The sequence below is a fragment of the Frigoribacterium sp. VKM Ac-2859 genome (assembly GCF_013204925.1).
GTDB lineage: Bacteria > Actinomycetota > Actinomycetes > Actinomycetales > Microbacteriaceae > Frigoribacterium.
Genome location: NZ_JABMLC010000002.1, coordinates 896,689 through 915,898, shown reverse-complemented (window position 1 = coordinate 915,898; position 19,210 = coordinate 896,689). Strand labels below are relative to the sequence as shown.

21 protein-coding genes are annotated in these 19,210 nt (G+C 73.1%); 12 read left to right on the top strand and 9 right to left on the bottom strand.

The genetic code is table 11. The features are described from left to right. Positions 1-7: 7 nt before the first annotated feature. From HQQ78_RS12155 to HQQ78_RS12135, 5 genes are all read right to left on the bottom strand, one after another. On the bottom strand, positions 8-550 hold the full coding sequence (locus tag HQQ78_RS12155; RefSeq protein ID WP_173153538.1) for a hypothetical protein: 543 nt from the start codon (positions 548-550) through the stop codon (positions 8-10). A 3-nt stretch (positions 551-553) separates the two neighbouring features. Further along, positions 554-982, bottom strand: a complete 429-nt coding sequence (locus HQQ78_RS12150; RefSeq protein WP_173153535.1) for a hypothetical protein — start codon at positions 980-982, stop codon at positions 554-556. Between the two features lie 119 nt (positions 983-1,101). Continuing rightward, complete coding sequence (locus HQQ78_RS12145; RefSeq protein ID WP_173153532.1) at positions 1,102-2,961, bottom strand: alpha/beta hydrolase; 1,860 nt, start codon at positions 2,959-2,961, stop codon at positions 1,102-1,104. Beyond that, complete coding sequence (locus HQQ78_RS12140; RefSeq protein WP_173153529.1) at positions 2,958-3,332, bottom strand: DUF6507 family protein; 375 nt, start codon at positions 3,330-3,332, stop codon at positions 2,958-2,960. Before HQQ78_RS12140 ends, HQQ78_RS12145 begins: the two co-directional genes overlap by 4 nt. Before the next feature lie 90 nt (positions 3,333-3,422). Continuing rightward, entirely contained in the window at positions 3,423-3,698 is a 276-nt protein-coding gene (locus tag HQQ78_RS12135) for a hypothetical protein (protein WP_173153526.1), read from the bottom strand. A gap of 192 nt (positions 3,699-3,890) precedes the next feature. Here HQQ78_RS12135 and HQQ78_RS12130 point away from each other — a divergent pair, with 192 nt between their 5' ends. The 12 genes from HQQ78_RS12130 (at position 3,891) to HQQ78_RS12075 (ending at position 14,827) form a co-directional block, all read left to right on the top strand. Then, positions 3,891-4,235, top strand: coding sequence for a flagellar basal body protein (locus tag HQQ78_RS12130; RefSeq protein ID WP_043596821.1), 345 nt, complete (start codon positions 3,891-3,893; stop codon positions 4,233-4,235). Then, positions 4,235-4,630 carry a flagellar basal body rod protein FlgC gene (locus tag HQQ78_RS12125; RefSeq protein WP_043596823.1) on the top strand — a complete coding sequence of 132 codons (396 nt, stop codon included), beginning with the start codon at positions 4,235-4,237 and terminating at the stop codon, positions 4,628-4,630. Before HQQ78_RS12130 ends, HQQ78_RS12125 begins: the two co-directional genes overlap by 1 nt. Continuing rightward, on the top strand, positions 4,630-4,986 hold the full coding sequence (fliE, locus tag HQQ78_RS12120) for a flagellar hook-basal body complex protein FliE (RefSeq protein WP_123571316.1): 357 nt from the start codon (positions 4,630-4,632) through the stop codon (positions 4,984-4,986). The genes HQQ78_RS12125 and fliE overlap by 1 nt, the downstream gene beginning before the upstream one ends. Then, complete coding sequence (gene fliF, locus HQQ78_RS12115) at positions 4,986-6,677, top strand: flagellar basal-body MS-ring/collar protein FliF (RefSeq protein ID WP_123571315.1); 1,692 nt, start codon at positions 4,986-4,988, stop codon at positions 6,675-6,677. The genes fliE and fliF overlap by 1 nt, the downstream gene beginning before the upstream one ends. Continuing rightward, positions 6,674-7,729, top strand: coding sequence for a flagellar motor switch protein FliG (fliG, locus tag HQQ78_RS12110; RefSeq protein WP_173153523.1), 1,056 nt, complete (start codon positions 6,674-6,676; stop codon positions 7,727-7,729). Before fliF ends, fliG begins: the two co-directional genes overlap by 4 nt. Before the next feature lie 140 nt (positions 7,730-7,869). Then, positions 7,870-8,607, top strand: a complete 738-nt coding sequence (locus tag HQQ78_RS12105) for a FliH/SctL family protein (RefSeq protein ID WP_173153520.1) — start codon at positions 7,870-7,872, stop codon at positions 8,605-8,607. Between the two features lie 62 nt (positions 8,608-8,669). Further along, on the top strand, positions 8,670-10,028 hold the full coding sequence (locus HQQ78_RS12100) for a FliI/YscN family ATPase (protein ID WP_173154884.1): 1,359 nt from the start codon (positions 8,670-8,672) through the stop codon (positions 10,026-10,028). Next, positions 10,028-10,486: a hypothetical protein gene (locus HQQ78_RS12095; RefSeq protein WP_192122984.1), complete on the top strand. Its 459-nt coding sequence runs from the start codon at positions 10,028-10,030 to the stop codon at positions 10,484-10,486. The genes HQQ78_RS12100 and HQQ78_RS12095 overlap by 1 nt, the downstream gene beginning before the upstream one ends. Beyond that, complete coding sequence (locus HQQ78_RS12090; protein ID WP_371740454.1) at positions 10,483-11,253, top strand: C40 family peptidase; 771 nt, start codon at positions 10,483-10,485, stop codon at positions 11,251-11,253. Before HQQ78_RS12095 ends, HQQ78_RS12090 begins: the two co-directional genes overlap by 4 nt. After that, the gene (locus HQQ78_RS12085; protein ID WP_173153517.1) at positions 11,250-13,052 is read left to right on the top strand and encodes a flagellar hook-length control protein FliK; all 1,803 of its coding nucleotides are present in this window, start codon (positions 11,250-11,252) and stop codon (positions 13,050-13,052) included. The genes HQQ78_RS12090 and HQQ78_RS12085 overlap by 4 nt, the downstream gene beginning before the upstream one ends. A gap of 12 nt (positions 13,053-13,064) precedes the next feature. Further along, positions 13,065-13,511, top strand: coding sequence for a flagellar hook assembly protein FlgD (locus HQQ78_RS12080; protein WP_052505459.1), 447 nt, complete (start codon positions 13,065-13,067; stop codon positions 13,509-13,511). Positions 13,512-13,657: 146 nt separating this feature from the next. Continuing rightward, positions 13,658-14,827, top strand: a complete 1,170-nt coding sequence (locus tag HQQ78_RS12075; RefSeq protein ID WP_056043669.1) for a flagellar hook protein FlgE — start codon at positions 13,658-13,660, stop codon at positions 14,825-14,827. 173 nt (positions 14,828-15,000) lie between these two features. On the opposite strand, the gene HQQ78_RS16435 is transcribed toward HQQ78_RS12075, so the two are convergent. From HQQ78_RS16435 to HQQ78_RS12055, 4 genes are all read right to left on the bottom strand, one after another. Next, positions 15,001-16,371: a reverse transcriptase family protein gene (locus HQQ78_RS16435; protein ID WP_216844331.1), complete on the bottom strand. Its 1,371-nt coding sequence runs from the start codon at positions 16,369-16,371 to the stop codon at positions 15,001-15,003. Between the two features lie 475 nt (positions 16,372-16,846). Beyond that, a complete protein-coding gene (locus HQQ78_RS12065) occupies positions 16,847-17,116 on the bottom strand; it encodes a DUF4190 domain-containing protein (protein WP_054146307.1) in 270 nt (89 codons plus the stop codon). A gap of 113 nt (positions 17,117-17,229) precedes the next feature. Next, a complete protein-coding gene (locus HQQ78_RS12060) occupies positions 17,230-17,994 on the bottom strand; it encodes a YitT family protein (protein ID WP_173154875.1) in 765 nt (254 codons plus the stop codon). A 238-nt stretch (positions 17,995-18,232) separates the two neighbouring features. Next, on the bottom strand, positions 18,233-18,823 hold the full coding sequence (locus tag HQQ78_RS12055) for a hypothetical protein (protein WP_173153514.1): 591 nt from the start codon (positions 18,821-18,823) through the stop codon (positions 18,233-18,235). Between the last annotated feature and the right edge of the window lie 387 nt (positions 18,824-19,210).

Here is a 19,210-nt window from a genome sequence, read left to right as displayed (position 1 = left end):
CCCGGGCTCAGTCCGCCGGTGCGGTCTCGACGACAGGACCGTTCACCTGCACGTCGATGAGGCGGCTGAGGGAACTGTCGGGTCCGCCCTGGAGGGTCACGGTGTATGGCTCGTCCGCACCCTCACCGGGTCCGGTCACGATCCGCCGTGAGCCGCTCGGCGTGGTGTCGTCCTCGAAGACGGTGAAGCCGTCGGCGACGAGAGCGTCGACCAGCGCTGCCGTCGTCGCGTCCCGTGAGGCACCCGGGACGAGCACGACGGAATGCGCGACGGTCCATTGTCGAATGCTGCTGTCCGGGTCGTTCGGCGTGCCGGCCACACCGGCGTCGCCGTCCTCGAACACCTCGACGCTCTCGACGACGGCCGGGTCGACGAGCGCGACCACCCGGTCGACGAGGTCGTCGGCACGTCGGCCGGTCTCTCCGACGGACATGGTCGGCACGGGCGTCGACGTCGCGTCCGTCGTCGGCCGGGTCGTGCTGCACGCTGCCAGGGCGGTGACCAGGGCGATCGCGAGCGACGCGGAGACCCACGACCTCTCGTCAGTCACGACTCACGGTGCGGTCTCGACCGTCGGCCCGACGACGCCGAGCAGGACGTAGTTCTGCCCGGGCGACGCCCCGTTGTCCCCGGCCTGCACGGTCAGCTCGAAGCCGTCGTAGCGGTCCTCGCTCGAGGTCAACGTGACCCAGCGGCCTCCCGCGTTCGACGTCTCACGGTCGAGACCCACCGTCCAGCCGTCCGCGACGCGGGCATCGATCACGGACTCGGCGACGTCGAGCTGGGGTGCGTCCGGCACGAGGTTCACGTACCGCAGCACCCGCCACTCCTGGATGCTGCCGTCGGCGTCGTCCGCCGATCCGCCGATCGCCGCCGCGCCGTCCTCCTGGGCCTCGACGCTCGCCACGAGCGTCGGGTCGACCTGGGCCTGGAGGCCGTCGATCAGTTCCGTGGCGACCGTGCCGGTCTCTTCGATGGTCATGGTGCTCTCCTCGGTGTCACCGTTCGGGGTGTCCGCGGTCGCGGAGCACCCCACCAACGCCGCCGCGCACAATGCGATGGCCACAGCTGCTGTCGTCCTGGTGGGCATGTCGGTCCTCGTCATCGGACGGGGCGGGGCTCGTAGTCGTCCGCCATGATGGGCAGGTTGCGATCCGTCAGGTACATGTTGTGCCATCGCCCGTCATCGGCATAGGCGACGAGTGGGCCGTCGGTCAGGACGTTGAAGACCTGTTGGTACATGCTCGACGTCCCCTTGCCCGTCCAGACCTGATGGCCCGTCAGTGCTCCGCTGTCCTGGCCACGAGCCTCGTCGACGTAGCCCGTCTCCAGGCGTGTGACACCCGCGGCGCCCAGAGGGCTGGTCCCGTGGCCCTGCTGACCGCCGAGCAGATCTCCTTGCACCCCCTGGATCAGTCCGACGGTGTAGTCGCCGGGCGCCAGGGTCGCGTAGTGGGGGACGTCCTTCGTCTCCGGGAACTCGTCGATGCCCTCGATGCCGTGGCCGAGGCCCGCTCCCGACACGTACATGACCCGGTCGGCGGACATGCCTGCCGACTCCGCCAGACCCACCACGGCGCTGCCGTAGCTGTACCCGACCACCGTGGTGCTCGTGGTCTCGACCGTGGGGAGGGCGTCGACCGCAGCAGCCAGCCGCGGTGCCAGGTCCTGGCTCGGGGCCGCGTCCACCGCTTCGAGGTCCTGCGGGAAGTGTCCGCCCTGCCACACGAACATCCCCAAGGACCCCCGTGGGTTGGCCTTGTCGGCGAGGTTCTGGGCGATGCGCGTGTTCTCGGAGAAGCTCTCGAGCTTGCTGTTCGTTCCCGGGACGAACGTCCCCACGTCGACGGTGCTCGCGGGTATGCGTCCGTCGGCGTCCAGGTATCCGACGTACTCGGCGATCGCCTCCCGTGAGGGATCGAACACGATCACGTGATGACCTTTCTGTGTCTGCACGTCGTCGCCGGCACGGTAGGTCACCTCGTCGTCGAGGAGGTTCTCGTAGCTCTCAAGCTGTTTCTCCCATCGCCGGACCTCGTCGGCGTCGGCGTCGTCGTCCCCGTCGGCCGCGGCGATGAGCCGTCGCAGGCGCTCGCTCTCGGACCGCAGGCCGTTGTGGTTCGCCTCGATGCGGCGGTTCCACGGCACCCCGTCCAGGTTGCCGACCAGGAGGGAGGCGCTGGACACCATCAGCGCCTGCGTGGCGGGGTCGACGCCGTTCCACCAGGCCTCGGTGGCCTCGGCCGACGGCGGTGCGTCGATGAGCTGGTGCATGCGCTCCTCGTTGTCGGCGACCCAGGCGTCGAGCTCGTCGCGGTCCATGGCCGCGAGCCGCTCGAGCGTCGTCATCGCCGCGGCGTCGACCTTCGCGTCGAACGTGGTCACCACCGTCTGCCAGGCGCCCGGGCGAGCGATCGCTGCCGCCTGGGCGTCGTCCACCGCGCCCAGCCCGCTGCCCGTGCCTCCGGACACGGCCCCGATCGCGCCGGCGCAGTCGCGTTCGGCGTCGAGGATGGCCGACGTGATGCCGGACGCCGCCCGGCGCAGGGACTGGTCGCGGGCCACGAACTCGGGGTTCGACGTCCACGACTCGGACCCGTTGCCGTCCTCGCCGTGCCAGGTCGCGACCTCGATGCCGAACTCTCCGACGTCGGTGTACAGCCGGTCGCGCAGGACCTCGAGCGGGGCGAGCGCCTCGGCGTAGGCGGTGAGGGCGTCGGCGATCTGCTCGATGGACGTCGCCAGGTCGTCGCCCGCGACGCGCACCGGAGCGACCGCCCCGAACAGCACGCCCTGTTCGGGCGCCTCGTAGACGCCACCGAGACCCTGCCAGTGCGCCTCGACGTCCGCGCCCGCCGACCGCAGCGGCTCGGCGGTCGCCCGCAGGGACGTCGCCGCCGATTCGACGGCGGCGGGGTCGTCGGCCATCGGTTCGACGTCGGCCGTCGTGATGTAGCTCATCGGACCCTCCAGACACCGTGATCGACGCCTGCAGGAGGCGCGCTCCGGTTCCACGCGTCGACGGAGGAGGCGCGGGTGGTCGCGTTCGCCGCCATCTCCTCGTCGCCGTCGAGGTAGGCGGTCGTGGCGTCGCTCGCCCCACCGATCGCCCGGCGGACGGTCGCGGCCATGCGGTCGGCGACGTCCTCGCGCTCGTCCACGGCGGATCGCAGCGCCGCCGAGACGGTCGGTGCGGACACGGTGGCCACGGCCGACGCCGAGGCGACGTCGAACGCCGACCCCGCCGCGGTCAGGGCTTCCCCGTCGGTCGCGACCGAGGCGAGAACCGCCCGTACCCCGTCGACCGAGATGCTCCACGACGTCATCGTCATCCCCCTGGATGCTCTGTTGTCCGCCCACTGCCCCGAGCGCTGCTCGTTCATCGTGCCACAGAGCCCCGGCGGACGACACCGAGGGGAGCGTCAGTCCACGAACCACCAGAGCGACGCGATCTCGGCGGGCTGCCGCTGGAGGCCGATCCACAGACCGACCGGCCACAAGAGCAGGGGCAGCACGACCCCGACCGCGACCACCGCGACCACGAGGCCGAGGAACACGAGTCCGACCGCGGCACCGACCGACCGGCGACGCAGAGCGGCCTCCGCGGCCGCCTCGTCGTCGTCCACGACGATCTCCTCGTCCGGGTCGGGGGCGTGCTCGTCCCCGAGGCCCCACAGCCGTCGACCGTCCTCGTCCATGCGCGCGCCTCCGTCCCCCCGGTCTTGGGCGCGACGCTAGCAGCAGGGGCCGCCCGCCCCCAGTACGGGGCAGCCGCCTGCGCACCGCTTACGTCGCCCCGCGCCCCGCCGATAGAGCGCCGTGAGCACGGATCGCTCGTACACCGGCCACGGATCGGCCCCTCGCACTCCATCGACCCCACCGGGACAGGCATGCCACTCGAATCCGTGACGCAAGCGGCGCTGCAGAGCGCCCTCGACGGTCTCTCGCTGCGTCAGAAGACGATCGCCGCGAACATCGCGAACGTCAACACCCCGAACTACACCGCCAAGCGGGTGCAGTTCGAGGAGGCGCTGGGCCGGTCGGTCGCGTCCGGCAGCGGTGCGGTCCAGGCGTCCACGTCGCGCAGCCTCGAGCCGACGCGTCTCGACGGCAACAACGTGAACCTCGACACCGAGACCCTGTCGAACGTCGACACCGTGCTGCGGTACCAGTTCGCCACGCAGGCCATGAACTCCGAGCTGACGGCCGTCCGCGCCGCGTTCCGGACGAACTGATGACCGCCTTCGACGCGATCGGCATCGCGAGCACCGGCCTGACCGTGCACCGCAAGTGGCTCGACGCCGTGTCGGACAACATCGCCAACGTCAACACCGTGAAGTCGATGGACGACACCGCCTTCCAGGCCCGCTACGTCGAGGTGCAGGAGGGCGCCGGCACGTCCGGCGTCTTCGTCAAGGCCGACCGCTACGGCAGCGAGGCCGGCCGCGTCACGTACCTCCCCGACCACCCGCTGGCCGACGCCGAGGGGTACGTGCGCATGCCCGACATCGACCTCGGCGCCCAGATGGGCGACCTGATCATGGCGCAGCGTGGCTACCAGGCCAACGCCGCCGTGGTCGACCGTGCCAAGACGGCCTACGAGGCCGCACTCCAGATCGGACGTGGCTGATGCCCATCGCAGGAATCCAGGCCCTCGGGGCCGTGCAACAGACCGGCTTCGCCGACGTGGGCTCGCTCATGGGGGCCGGCGGTGCGTCCGACGTGACGGGCGTGGCCGGCGCGACCGGCGCCTCCTCGGCCTCGGGCGCGACCTTCGGCGCGACCATGACCGGAGCCGTCGAGGGGCTGCAGCAGCTGCAGTCCGAGGCGAAGACCCTCGCGGTCAAGGCCGTCACCGGTGACCTGACCGACATCCACGACGCGACCATCGCGGCGACGCGTGCCCAGGTCACGCTCGAGCTGGTCAGCGCCGTCCGCAACAAGGGCGTCGACGCCTTCAACGAGATCATGAGGATGCAGGCCTGATGCCGAACGCCGTCAAGGGCCAGCTCGCCAAGCTCGGTGCCGCCCTCCAGAGCTTCACGGTCGCGCAGCGCACGATCGCCGTCATCCTGGTCGCCGCCCTCGTGCTCGGCGTCGTCGCGCTCGTCAGCTGGCTGGGCAAGCCCACCTACACGCCTCTGTTCAGCGGCATCGACCCGACCGACGCGAGCGCCATCGTCGAACTGCTGCAGACCGACGGCGTGCCGTACGAGCTGACCGCGGGCGGCGGCACGATCCTCGTGCCCGAGAACGTCGTCTACGACGAGCGCCTCAAGGCCGCGGCCGCGGGGCTGCCCGCCGCGAGCTCGGGCGGCGGCTACTCGCTGCTCGACACCATGGGCGTCACCTCGTCCGAGTTCCAGCAGAACGTCACCTACAAGCGTGCGATCGAGGGCGAGCTCGCCAACACGATCAAGGCGATGGACGGCGTCAAGAACGCCAGCGTGCAGCTCGCGATCCCCGAGGAGTCGGTGTTCGTCGCCGAGCAGCGCGACCCGACCGCCTCGGTGTTCGTCGAGACCCAGGCCGGTGCGACGCTGGACTCCAAGCAGGTGCAGGCCATCGTCAACCTGACCAGCGCCTCCGTCGACGGCATGAAGGCGACCGACGTCGCCGTCACCGACGCCTCGGGCACGGTGCTCTCGGCCGTCGGCAGCGGAGCGGTCGGAGGCGCGGACGGCGACGCGAGCGACTACGAGTCCAAGGTCCAGGCCTCGGTCCAGGCCATGCTCGACAAGATGGTCGGCCCCGGCAACTCGTCCGTCGTGGTGGCCGCCGACCTCGACCAGAGCTCGGGCACCAAGGTGACCGAGTCGTTCTCGCAGCCGACCTCGGGGCCGATCGCCCTGAACGAGTCGGGCACCACCGAGCAGTACGGCTCCGGGGCGAACGGGGCGAACGGCACCGGTGCGACCGGCGTGCTCGGCCCCGACAACATCGCGGTGCCCAACGGCACGGCGGCCGACGGCACGACCACCGCGGGCACCGGCGCCGACGGGGGCTACACCAACGAGTCGACCACCAAGAACAACGCCGTCGACAAGGTCACCGAGAGCCTCAACGTCCCCGCCGGCGAGGTCAGCCGCCAGACGGTGTCGGTCGCGCTGAACTCGGCCGCGGCCAACGGGGTCAACATGCAGAGCGTCCGCGACCTCGTCGGTGCCGCCGCCGGCATCGACGCCGCCCGCGGCGACACCGTCCAGGTCGCGCAGGTCGACTTCGACACCTCGGCCGCGGACGCCGCCGCCGAGGCGCTCAAGGCCGCCGACGCGGCGAGTGCGAGCGAGGCCATGTGGGGCACCATCCGCACGGTCGGCATCGTCGCGGCCATCGCGATCGCCGCCATCGTGGGGCTCATCGTCTTCGCCCGTCGCAGCCGCCGCCAGGACCGCGAGGACGTCGACCTCGGCGAGCTCTCCCCGCAGAACGGCGCCCAGACCTGGGACGCCACGATGCCGCTGTCGCTCGACGACGCCGTCGCCACCTCGCGCCTGACCCTGCCCGGCATGGGCGAGCCGAAGACCGAGCTGCTCGAGGTCGACGCCCCGACGCCGTCGCCCGAGTTCGTCTCGGCCGAGCGCCGCCGGGCCGAGATCGACGCGATGGCCGAGCGAGACCCGGGCAAGACCGCCGAACTGCTCCGCGGCCTGATGGACGACCGGCAGCCCGCATGAGCCTCGTCCCCACCACCTTCGGCGCCCCCGCGGTCCCCGGGGTCGGCAAGCCGTTGACCGGCGCCCAGAAGGTCGCGGTCATCCTGATGCAGATGGACCAGGCCCGCGCGGCCGCGGTCATGAAGGAGTTCAGCGAGGTCGAGGCCGAGGAGATCGCGGCCGAGATCGTCCGCCTGCGTCGCGTCGACCCCGCGCTCGCCGAGGCCACCGTGGCCGAGTTCCACGACCTCAGCGTCAGCGGCCGCTACCAGCGCCGCGGCGGCCACGACGTCGCCGTCGGTCTGCTCGAGGCGTCGTTCGGTTCCGAGCGTGCCGCCGGCGTCATGGAGCGCATGGCCTCCAACATGGCCGGCAAGTCGTTCGAGTTCCTCGACGAGGCCGAGGCCGGTCAGGTCGTGGCGCTCCTCGACGGCGAGCTGCCGCAGACCATCGCCCTGGTGCTCGCGCACCTCAGGCCCCAGCAAGGTTCCGCCGTGATGTCGGGCCTCGACGTCGAGCTGCGCGCCGACGTGGCCCAGGCCATCGCGACGATGGGCACGGCCACCCCCGAGTCGGTCGGCATCGTCGCGGCCACCCTCAAGGTGCGGGCCGGCGCCGTCGTCGCCCCGCGGGACCAGGTCGAGGTCGTCGGGGGCATCCAGCCGCTGATCGAGATCCTCAACCGCAGCGACGTGGCGACCGAGAAGGCGCTGCTCGAGGGCCTCGACGAACGCGACCCCGAGCTGGCCGAGGAGGTGCGCTCGCGCATGCTCACCTTCGAGGACATCGTCAAGCTCGAGTCGCGCGACATCCAGCAGGTGCTGCGCGGCATCGACGCGGCGATCCTCGCCACGGCGATGAAGGGCGCACCGGCGGCCGTCACCGAGGTCATCCGCGGCAACGTCTCCGAGCGCAACCGCGAACTGCTGGACGACGAGCTGCAGTCGATGGGTCCGGTCCGCAAGTCGCAGATCGAGGAGGCGCGGGCGTCGGTCGTGCGCGCCATCCGCGAACTCGAGGCGATGGGCGCGATCACCATGCACCGCTCGGACGACGACGCCCTCGTCGAGTAGCCCGGCCCCCCTTCGGGGCAAGGGCTAACGCCGTCCCGGCCGAGGTCGAGAGTCGCCGGTGAGCACGGATCGCTCACCCACCCCAGGCCACGGATCGGCCGTCACCCCCAACGCCGAACGGCCCTGTGATGCTCGATTCCGTGATGACCCCCGAGGGCGCCGCCCCGGCCTTCGCGCGCGTCAGCTACCCGTCCGTCACGCTGCCGGGGTCCGACGCCGCCACCACGCGACAGGCGCACGACGCCCGGGCCGAGGCCCGGGGGCACGCCGCCGGGTACGCCGCCGGCCTCCGCGCGGCCGAGCTCGAACTCGCCGCCCGCCGGGCCGTCCTCGAGGCCGAGCACTCCGACCTGCTGCACCGCCTCCAGGCCGCCACCGTCTCGGCCGTCGAGGCCCTCGCCTCGTCGGCCCGCGCGCTCGACGCCCGCGTCGCGCCCGTCCTGGACGACGCCGAGGAGGCGCTGGTCGCGACCGCCTTCGAGCTCGCTGAGGCGGTCCTCGGCTACGAACTGCGCGCCTCCGAATCCGTCGACGGCGGCTCGTACGGGGCCGACGCCACCGCCCGGGGCGCCGCCGACACGGTCGACCCCCGCGAAGGACGGACCGCCCGTGCGGCCGTCGCCCGCGCCCTCGCCGTGACCGACCCCGGCGACGTCGTGACGGTCCGCCTCCACCCCGCCGACCTCGCCCAGCTCGACGCGGCGACCCGCGACTCCGTGGCCGCCGAGGTGGCCTTCGTCGCCGACGCGACCCTGGCCCGCGGCGACGCCGAGGCCGAGCGTCGCATCGGCCAGGTCGACGCCCGCCTCGGCACCGCGCTCGACCGGGCACGGACGGCGTTGCTCGGCGACCCGGCGTCGGACGGGGGCGCCTCGTGACCCTCACCGCGCCTCCTGCCGTCGTCGCGACGGGTGCCGTCGTCGACGGCGGGCGTCCGCGCGTGCCGGCCGTCCTCGCGCCCCGTCTCGCCGCCGCCCGCGTCGCGGCCCGTCCTCAGCGCGTGGGCCGGGTCAGCTCGGCCGTGGGCCTCGGCCTCACCGTGCAGGGCCTCGACGCGGCCGTCGGCGAGATCGTCGCCGTCGGCGACGCGACCGCGACGTCCGGCGGCACCGCCGCCGGTTCGGACCTCGCCGAGGTCGTCGCGACCACGCCCGACGGCGTGCGCTGCATGCCGCTCGGCCGTCTGACCGGCATCACGACCGGCACGCCCGTCCGGTCGACCGGACGTCCGCTGCTCGTCCCGACCGGCACGGGCCTGTTCGGGCGCGTGCTCGACGGCCTCGGCCGACCGATCGACGGCAAGGGGCCGCTCGTCGGTGCCGACGGGGGTCGCGTCGACCTCGTGCCGCTCGACCACGAGACCCCGTCCGCCATGCACCGCGCGCGCATCGACACGCCCCTGCAGCTCGGCGTGCGCGTGCTCGACACCCTGACCACGGTCGGCAAGGGACAGCGCGTCGGCCTGTTCGCCGGCTCGGGCGTCGGCAAGTCGTCCCTGCTGTCGATGATCGCCCGCGGCTCGGACGCCCAGGTCAGCGTGATCGCCCTGGTCGGCGAGCGCGGCCGCGAGGTGCGGGAGTTCCTCGAGGACGACCTCGGGCCCGAGGGCCTCGCCCGCTCGATCGTCGTCGTCTCGACCAGCGACGAGCCCGCCCTGATGCGCCTCCGGGCCGCCTTCGTCGCGACCCGCATCGCCGAGTCGTTCCGCGACCAGGGCGCCGACGTCGTGCTGATGATGGACTCGCTCACGCGCGTGGCGATGGCCCAGCGCGAGATCGGCCTGTCGGTCGGCGAACCGCCCGCGACCCGCGGCTACCCGCCGTCGACGTTCTCGGTGCTGGCCGGCCTGCTCGAACGAGCGGGGACCGACCGCATCGGCTCGGTCACCGGGCTCTACACGGTGCTGGTCGACGGCGACGACCACAACGAGCCCATCGCCGACGCGGCCCGCAGCATCCTCGACGGGCACGTCGTGCTCGACCGCAAGCTGGCCGTGACCGGGCACTTCCCGTCGGTCGACGCGCTCGGCTCGGTCTCGCGCGTCGCCTCGAAGGTGACCAGCCCGCCGCAGCGCGCCGCCGCGACGACGCTGCGCAAGGTCATGGCCGCGCGCCGGGCTGCGCAGGACCTGCTCGACGTCGGTGCGTACCAGCGCGGCACGAACCCGCTCGTCGACGCGGCGGTCGACCACCAGGGCGCCATCGACGCGTTCCTGCAGCAGGGCATGGACGACCGGGCGGCCTCGGCCGACTCGTGGAACGCCCTGGCCTCGCTCACCTCGCGGTTCGGAGCGATCTGATGGCGCGCCCGTTCTCGCTGCTCGGCCTGCTGCGGCTGCGCCACGCCCAGCAGGACCAGGCCGGTGCCGTCCTCGCCGAGGCCAACGACCGTCTGCGCGAGGCCGCCGACGAGCGCGTGCGCGCCAAGCGCACCCTGGCCGACGAGCCGTCCGAGGTCACCGACGCCGCCATGCTGAGCGCACTGGCGGCCTCGCGGGCCTCGTCGCGCGGCATGCTCGCCGAGCTCGACGCCGTCACCCAGCGCCGTCAGGCCGACGCCGACGCCGCCCAGGCCGCCTTCAACGAGGCCCGTCGCGCGGCGATCGGCCTCGAGAAGCTCGAGCACAAGCACGCGGTGGCCGAGGCGGCCGCCGACCTGCGCGACGAGCAGATCGCCCTCGACGAGATCGCCTCGCGCCCCCGCGCCGACGGCTCGCCGTCCGGCACCGACCCCGAGAACCCAGGAGGCGCGGCGTGAGTCCCGTGACCGAGGTCCTGTCCCGCATCCAGGACATCCAGGCGACCATCGCCCAGCTGCGCGCCGGCACCACCGGTGCGACGTCCGCGACGGCCACCGCCGCGTCCGCGACGTCGGCCACGGCCTTCGCCGACGCGCTCGCCGGCACGTCCGGCACGGGGGCGACGGCGAGCAGCCCCTCCGTGGACGCCGTGGCCGGGTCGGTCGCGAGCGGCAGCGGAGCCGACGGCTCGGACGTGGTCGAGTCCGCGAAGAAGTACCTCGGCGTGCCGTACGTGTTCGGCGGCGAGGACCGGACCGGCATGGACTGCTCGGGCCTCGTGCAGACCGTGTTCGGGGACCTCGGCGTCAGCATGCCGCGGGTCGTGCCCGACCAGGCGAAGATGGGCGCCGAGGTGCCCTCGCTCGCCGAGGCGAAGCCCGGCGACCTGCTCGTGCCGAAGGGCGAGGGCCACATCGTGATCTACCTCGGCGACGGCAAGGTGCTGCACGCACCCCGCCCGGGCAAGGACGTCCAGATCGTCGACAACTGGTACAAGGACTCCGACCTCAGCACGATCCGGCGCATCGTCCCGGCCGAGGGCGCGACGGGTGCCGCCTCGGCGTCGTCCGCCTCGTCCGCGTTGTCGAGCCTGTCCGGCCTGTCCGGCCTGTCGGGCCTATCGGGTCTCTCCGGTGCCGCCGGTGCGTCGGGCGCGTCCTCGTCGGGGACCGACCTGATGACCGCGGCCCTGCAGAAGCTGATGAGCGCGGGGGTGGCCTCGTGACCCTGTCCCGCACCCTGCCGTTCGCGCCTCCTTCCCTGTCCGATGCGTCGTCGCTCCGCCCTTCCGCGGGGTCGCGGGGCCCGGGGGCCGGCACCGCCCGTGACGCCGACCGCGCGGCCACCGGTTTCGGTGCCGCCATGCGCGACGAGGGCTCCTCGACGCGAGGTGCCGACCGGAACGACCCTGTCGCGTCTCCTCCTGCCCCCACCCCGGCTCCGGCGTCCGCCTCGGCCGTGGCCGGGTCGTCGTCGCTCGACGCCCCGTCCGTCGTCCCATGGCGCTGGCCCCTCGCCGAGGCGACCTCGGCACCGACCGCCCCGGTCGACGAGTCCGACACCGCGACCACCACGACCGAGAAGGCTTCGACGACCGACGGCACCTCCGCCGTGCCGAGCGACGCGTCGGTGGCCGGGGGCTCCGTACCGGTCGAGGTCGCGACGTCGGCCGCCCCGGCCGAGACGGTCGCCGCCGCCCTCGCCGCTCTGCTGCGCCCCTCCGCCCTCACCGCTCCGGTGCGCGTCGCGTCGCCGGCCGCCGGTGGCGCCGGGGCCGAGCCGCTCGACCCCGCGCGCGACGGATCGGCGCCCGATCCGTCCGCTGCCTCCGCCGCCGCTCTCGCTCCGACGGTACCGGCTGTGCCGGCGGCACCGGCGGCACCGGCGGTGCAGGCAGCCGCAGCTCCCGCCGCGGCCGCCCCCGCCGCAGCCCCCGCCGCGACCGCCGTCTCGACCGTGCAGCCCGCGTCCGCTCCTGCCCCGGGTCCCGCCGGCACGTCCGCCACCGCGGCGAGCCCCGCGGCCGCCGGCGCGGGTGTGCCCGTCGCACCCGGCGAGCCGACGCCGTCCGCTCCGGGTGGTGCGGTCCGCGCCGAGTCGGCCGCCGGTCCCGACACGGTCGCCGCAGTCGGCGACTCGGCCCGGAACGGATCGCCGATGCGGGCGCCCGCTCCCACCCCCGTCCCGGCAGCGGTCGACCGCGCCCTCGCGCCGGCCGCCCTCGTGCTACCCGGCACGCCCGGTCCGTCGAGCGCGACGACCGGCGCACCGTCCGCGCCGTCAGCGACGCCCGCCGCGGCCTCCCCGGCCGGAGCCTCCGCCCCCGCGGCCTCCACGGCGACGGCTGCAGCCTCCACGGCGACGCCCGCGGCGTCCACCTCCGCACCCGTCCCGGCTCCCGCGACCACCGACCCGATCGTGTTCGCCGCCCCCGCGGTCGGCGCGACGTTCCCCGTCGCCGCGACCGCCGCCTCCTCGTCCGCGACCCCGTCGCCGGTCTCCACCCCGCCGGCGCCGTTGACCTCGCAGCTCTCCCGGCCCCTGTTCACGCTCGCCGCGGCGGGCCCCGGGGTGCACGTCGTCACGGTCGCCGTCGCCCCCGAGGCGCTCGGCCCGGTCACCGTCCGGGCCCACGTCTCGGCGCACGGCACGCACGTCGAGATGTTCGCCGCGTCGGACGCCGGCCGTGACGCCGTGCGGGCGATCCTCGGCGACCTGCGCCGCGACCTCGCGACGGCCGCCTCCACGACCGCGGGAGGCGCGGGTCACCAGACCAGCGTCGACCTCTCGTCCCAGGACCAGCCGTCCGACGGCCGGGGTGACCGCTCAGGTCAGCTCGGCTCGCCCGGGGCGCAGGCCGGTGCCGACGGAGGCGCCGGGCGACAGGCCCGTGACGCCGCCGAGGCGCGCGGCGCCACCGGCCGCGCGCCGCGCGACGGAACCGACCCCCTCGACGCGACGGGCGCGGTCGACCGTGCCCGCGCCTCCTCGTCCCTCTCGACGTCCCTCGACGTCCTGGCCTGAACCGGAGACCCCATGCCCTCGATCGACCAGATATCGGGAACCGTCGACGTCGCGACCCAGATCGCCGCCGCCAACGCCGCGAAGAGCGGCTCGAGCCGTGCGACGGCGAACACGATGGACAGCGAGATGTTCATGAAGCTGCTCGTCACCCAGCTGAAGAACCAGGACCCGTCGACCCCGATGGACACCAACGCCATGATGTCGCAGACCACCCAGCTGGCGATGATGGAGCAGGTCACCGCGCAGACGACGACGGCCAACGAGAACTTCTCGCTGCAGATGCGCATCGCCGCGTCGAACCTGGTCGGCCGCGAGGTCAGCTACACGGGACCCGACGGCGTCGAGGTGAAGGGCACCGCGACGAGCGTGTCGTTCGCCGAGGCCGTCCCCAAGGTCTCGGTCGGTGGGAAGGAGGTCGCGTTGGATCTCATCTCGGGCATCGCCACCACGAAGGCGTGACACGCGTCCCCGACGCACACCCCGCAGCACCAGCACCACCCGCACGACCCGCACCACCCCTCGAACCACACCGGGAGCAGGACGCGACCGGCACCACCCGCGCAGGACGCGCCTCCAGATCTCTCCCCAGCTGAAAGGCAGCACCCATGCTCCGCTCCCTCTACTCCGGCATCTCGGGCCTCCGCTCGCACCAGACGATGCTCGACGTCACCGGCAACAACATCGCCAACGTCAACACCGCCGGCTTCAAGTCGTCGACCACCCAGTTCCAGGACACGCTGTCGCAGATCACGCAGGGCGCCGGCGGCCCGCAGACCGGCATCGGCGGCACGAACCCCGCCCAGATCGGCCTCGGCGTGCAGGTCGCCGGCATCTCGACGAACTTCGCCCAGGGGTCGGCGCAGGCCACGGGCAAGGCGACCGACCTGATGATCTCGGGCGACGGCTTCTTCGTCACCCGCCTCGGCAACGACACCGTCTACACCCGCTCGGGCGCCTTCGACTTCGACGCCGACGGCCGTCTCGTGTCGTCCGACGGCAAGATCGTGCAGGGCTACTCGGCCACGAACGGCGTCATCAACGACGGAGGCGCGCTCGGCGACATCACGCTGCCCCTGAACGCGGCGGCCCCCGCGACGGCGACCTCGAGCGCCACGGTCGGCGGCAACCTGCCGAGCGAGTCGGCGGTCGGCGACAAGATCGTCCGCGACACCAAGGTGTTCGACGCCAACGGCCTCGAGCGCACCCTGACGCTCACCTTCACCCGCACGACGGCCGGCTGGGACGCCTCCGCGACCGACGGCAACGGGGGCGCCACGGCCTCGCTGGCCTTCGCCGACGGCAAGCAGGCGGGCGCGGCGTCGCTGCGACTCAACGGCGTCACCGTCGACCTGTCGGGCATCACCGGGTTCGCGGCGCTCAACACGACGTCGATCACCGAGCAGAACGGCCGTGCCGCCGGCACGCTGCAGGGCTTCTCGCTGTCGAAGGACGGCACGCTCATGGGCCAGTTCAGCAACGGTTCGACGGTCGGCCTCGGCCGCGTCGTCCTCGCGACCTTCACGAACCCCGGCGGCCTCGAGAAGGAGGGCAACTCGGGCTACCGCGCCACCGCCAACTCGGGTGCCGCGACCGTCGGAGCCCCCGGCTCGCCCGGCATCGGCTCGCTGTCCAGCGGCTCGCTCGAGATGTCGAACGTCGACCTGTCGCAGGAGTTCACCAACCTGATCGTCGCCCAGCGCGGCTTCCAGGCCAACGCCCGCATCATCACCACCTCGGACGAGGTGCTGCAGGAGCTCACCAACCTCAAGCGGTAGTCGGCCGGCGGCAGCCCGCCGCTGGCTGCTGGTCGCCAGCGGCTGGCGGCAGCCCGCCGCACCCTCCGCACCGCGTTCCGTGCACCACACCCGATCTCGTCGCGGTGCGGTGCACGGAATGCGGTGCGTTCGTCGTCCGGAGGCGCGGCGCGGGTCAGGAGGCGCGGCGCCGGTCACCGGGGGACGCGCGCGAAGGCGGCGCGCAGCCGGGCCCCGCGCCCGGGGTTCAGCTGCTCGACCCAGCCGATGCGCCCCCAGAGCTGGGCCGCGAAGTCCGGGTGTCCGGCCCGGTTCTGTGCCTCGAGCCCGGTGGTGGCGGCGTTGTGCAGCACGGCCCGCAGCCCGTCGTACTCGGAGCGCACCGTGTTCGTGCCCGCGTTGACCACCACGCCGGTGACGACCTGTCGCGTGGCCGCTCCACGCACCCGGGTCTTCGTCGGGTTCAGCAGGTGTCCCTCGTCGCCGACGATGCGTCCGACGCCCCGCACGAACGCGTCGGCCCGCCCCGCCAGCGTGCCGTCGCCGCTGAACGCCAGGTCGTCGGCGTACCGCGTGTAGGTCGCTCCCGCGGCCCGGGCGTAGCCGGCGAGCCGCGAGTCGAGCCTCCGGACCGCGACGTTCGCGAGGGTCGGCGAGGTCGGGGCTCCCTGGGCGAGGTGGGCGGCCGAGAGTGCGTGACGCAGGGCGAACCGCTGCTCGGGGCTGCCGCCCGGCGGCATGCGCGACAGCACGCCCGGCGGCACGGAGGTCGTGCAGAGCCCGGTGAGCACGTGGGCGACGGCGTCCGGCAGGCCCTCGCGGCGCAGCGCGCCGAACACCTGCCCGGCGGTGACCCGGGCGAAGAACGAGGTCAGGTCGAGGGCGATGACGACCTCTCGGCCGACGTGCCTTCGCGCGCCGGTGACGGCGCTGCGCCCCGGGACGAAGCCGTGAGCCGCGTCGTGCAGCGGCACCGCCGCCAGCACCTCGTCGAGCACGACGCGGTGCAGGTCGCGCAGGCGGAACCCTGGCACCTCGAGCAGCCGCGGCGTGCGTCCGGGCCGTGCCCGCCACTCGTACCGGTGGTGCTGCAGCGGACCTCGCTCGATCCGGCGGTTCCACCGGCCGGGGTCGGCGAACCAGTCGAGCTCGCCCACGGTCAGGTGCAGCAGTCGGGCGACGTCGGCCACGGTGCCCAGACGCAGGAGGCGCGGGTCGGCCGAGCGCGCCTCCTGCGTCACGGGCACGTGGTGGACGATGCGCAGGGGCCGGCCGCGCCTCCTGGCCTCGGTCACCGCCTCGGTGAAGGCCGGATCGCGGCGGATGAGGGCGACGAGCGTGCGGGGGTCGTCGTGCGGTGCCCGGGGCAGGGCGCGGACGAGGCCGCGGGCGAGCGGACGCCAGAACCTGGCCGGTCCGTCGACGGCCTCGCCTGCGGCGGCGGCCAGTGCGCCCACGGTCCACTCGGCCGTGAGCAGGGCGTCGGCGAGGGCGGTCGCGACGGCATCGGGACCCGGGTCGGGCTTGCGGGCGCCCACGGCGGACGCGGGGGAGTGGGCGGTCACCCGGTGGTCGTCCGACCGCCGGCCGCGCGGGTCGCGGTCGGGTGCCGCCGGGGCGGGTGCGGGGTCCGTGTCGGGGGTGACCCGCCTGCGTCCGCGGCGGGTGCGGTGGGGTGGCTGCGGCGGTGCCTCGGCGACTCGTGCATCGGTGCGGGCCGCGAGCCGCGCGGAGCGCGGTCACCGGCCTGCGGAGCGGTGCCGTGGTCGATCTGCGTGCCCCGGGGTAGCCCCGGAGAGGACGGCACAGCGCGTGTGCCCTCCACCTCGCCGAGACACCGTCGCATGCCCACACGCTAACGGCGACCCCCGACGACCGCGATCCCCCGCAGGGCTGAGCCCCCGCAGGGCTGAACCTCGCGCTGGGCTGAGCCCCGTGCGTGGTGGGGCCTACGGGCCCGCGACGCGAAGGAGGCGCGGTGCCTGCTCTGCAGACACCGCGCCTCCTGTGCTCCCCGGCTCGTGCGCCGGGTCGATCGACCTAGTAGGTCTGGACCTGTGCCATGCCGGCGCTGAACGCCGAGATGCCGATGATGATGCCGCCGACGAGGAAGACGGCGCTGAGGATCACGCCGGCCAGGGCGAGGCCGTGGCCGCGCTCGCCGGTCTTCTTGATCTGCGACAGGGCGATCAGGCTGACGATGAGGCCGGCGAGGCTGAAGACGAAGGCCAGGATGAACCCGACGATCGCGAGGACGTTGTAGCCCGCGGCGGTGCCGGCGGACTGGGGCATGGCGGTGTTGTTGGACATGGGACTCCTAGGTGGTGTGACGTCCGGGGACGTGCAAGAAGAAAGTGACCGCTTCGAGACGAGAATGCCTCAAACAGACCGGTCGTGCACGGAAGTCTGGCAGAAAGGTGTGATCACGTGTGTCCGACGTACCGGCCGGCCTTGTGGTTCATCGCCAGCACGAGGTTCAACACGACGGCGCCGAGGGCCGAGAGCAGCACGATCCACGGTGAGACGACGGTCAGCGAGGTCAGCACGATGACCACGTCGAAGCCCATCTGGACGTAACCGGCGCGCAGCCCGGCGCGTTCCTGCAGCACCAGGGCGAGGATGTTGATCCCGCCGAGGCTGGCCCCGTGCCGGAACAGGATGAGCAGGCCGACGCCGACGAGCAGGTTGCCGGCGAGGGTGCCGTAGATCGGGTTGATCCCGTCGATGTCGAACATCAGCGGGTGCAGGTACGAGAAGGCGGACAGCATGACGACGGTCAGGATCGTCCGCAGGGTGAAGGGCCAGCCCTTCTTCCACACGGCGAGCGCGAAGAACGGCACGTTGACGAGGACGAACAGCACGCCGAAGGTCCAGCCCGTGGCGTAGCTCGTCAGCAGGGCGAGACCGGCCGTGCCGCCCGACACGGCCCCGCTGGTCTTGAGCAGGAAGAGCCCGAACGAGGCGAGGAAGACACCGGTCACGACGCCCATCACGTTCTCGGCGAGCGTGTGTTTGTTGACGTCGACGGTCTCGATCGAGCCGGTCAGGGCCGGGTCGTCGATGCCGTGACGGGCGGGGGCTGCGGCGTCCGGGGTCGCGGCGTCCGGCAGGCCTGCCGGGGAGGACTCGAGGGCGGGCCCGTCGTCGCTGCCGACGGCGTTCCGCTCGGAGCTCGCGGCGCGGGACATGCTCGCGGTCGGGGTGGGGGAGGAGGTGCGGGTGACGTCGTCGGCGCGGGCGGCGGGGGTGGTGCCGGGGCGCGACTCGTCGAGGGGTTCGTGGGTCACCGGCACATCCTGCCAGCCCCCTGTTTCGCGCACGTGACGCGCCGCGCGCCCGCTTGTCAGCCCGCCGCACCGTCGAGTGGACGTGACGCCGCCGCATGCCGCGGTGTCTCGTCCACACGGCGGTGTCCTCCCGGAGCGATCAGGCCGCGCCGGCCGTCACCATGGCGATCGGCACGACGACGGCGATCAGACCTGCGAGCGCCACGAGGGCGCAGAGCACCGGACGTCGGGTCGTCAGCGGGACGACCCCGGGCACGATGGCGGCGGCCTTCTTGCCCGAGAAGACCTGATCGGCCGGCATGATCGTGAGTCGTGCGTGCTGGGCGATCTCGAGCAGTTGTCCTCCGGGCCAGTTGGCCTCGGTGAGGACGAGTCGGCGGCCCTTGCCGTCCCGGACAGCTAGGTAGGCGAGGCTCTGCACACCCAGGTTGAGCGTGCAGAGGATGCCGCGTTGTGAGCCGTCGAGTTCGACGGTCGTCGTGCGTCCGCACCCACGTCTGGTCACCGCGGTGTCGGACACGGTGATGCTCGTCGTCCGGAGGTAGATCCACAGACCGGCCGCCAGAATGACCAACAGGACGACAAGGTACGGGACGACGGTCATTCCCATGCGATTCCAGCCGATCAGGAAGGCGAGGGGTATCAGGACGAGTCGGCCTTTGGCCTTCGCCCAGAAGTGCGGCCACGTCGGTCGGTAGGTGATGGCGGGCGGGAGGGGGCTGCTGGTCATGGTTCTTCTTCCTCTGGGGTGGTGTCTGACGGAGGGTCGTTCGTGAGATGCCACGAAAGACCTTCCGCGAGCTCGTCCATGAGGCGGACGACCTCGGAGAATGGGTGGGGAAAGGGAGCTTCCGCGATCAAGATGACGCGGGTCGACGTGTCCTCCTGCAACCACGTCCAGGTCACCTGGCCCATGGCGGCGGGGCGCGAGAGTCCCTGCAGAGGCACAAGGCGGATGGCCTGGATTCGGTGGGCGCTTCCGAGGTGCGTTCCGAGGGTTGCGACGGATGGTGGCGCCAGGCATGTCGAGCTCGCGATGAGGGACTCCCTCAGCAGGCCTTCTCTTATCGGATGGTCGTCTTCGGCGACGTAGAGGGCGGCCCAGGCGACCGGGCCC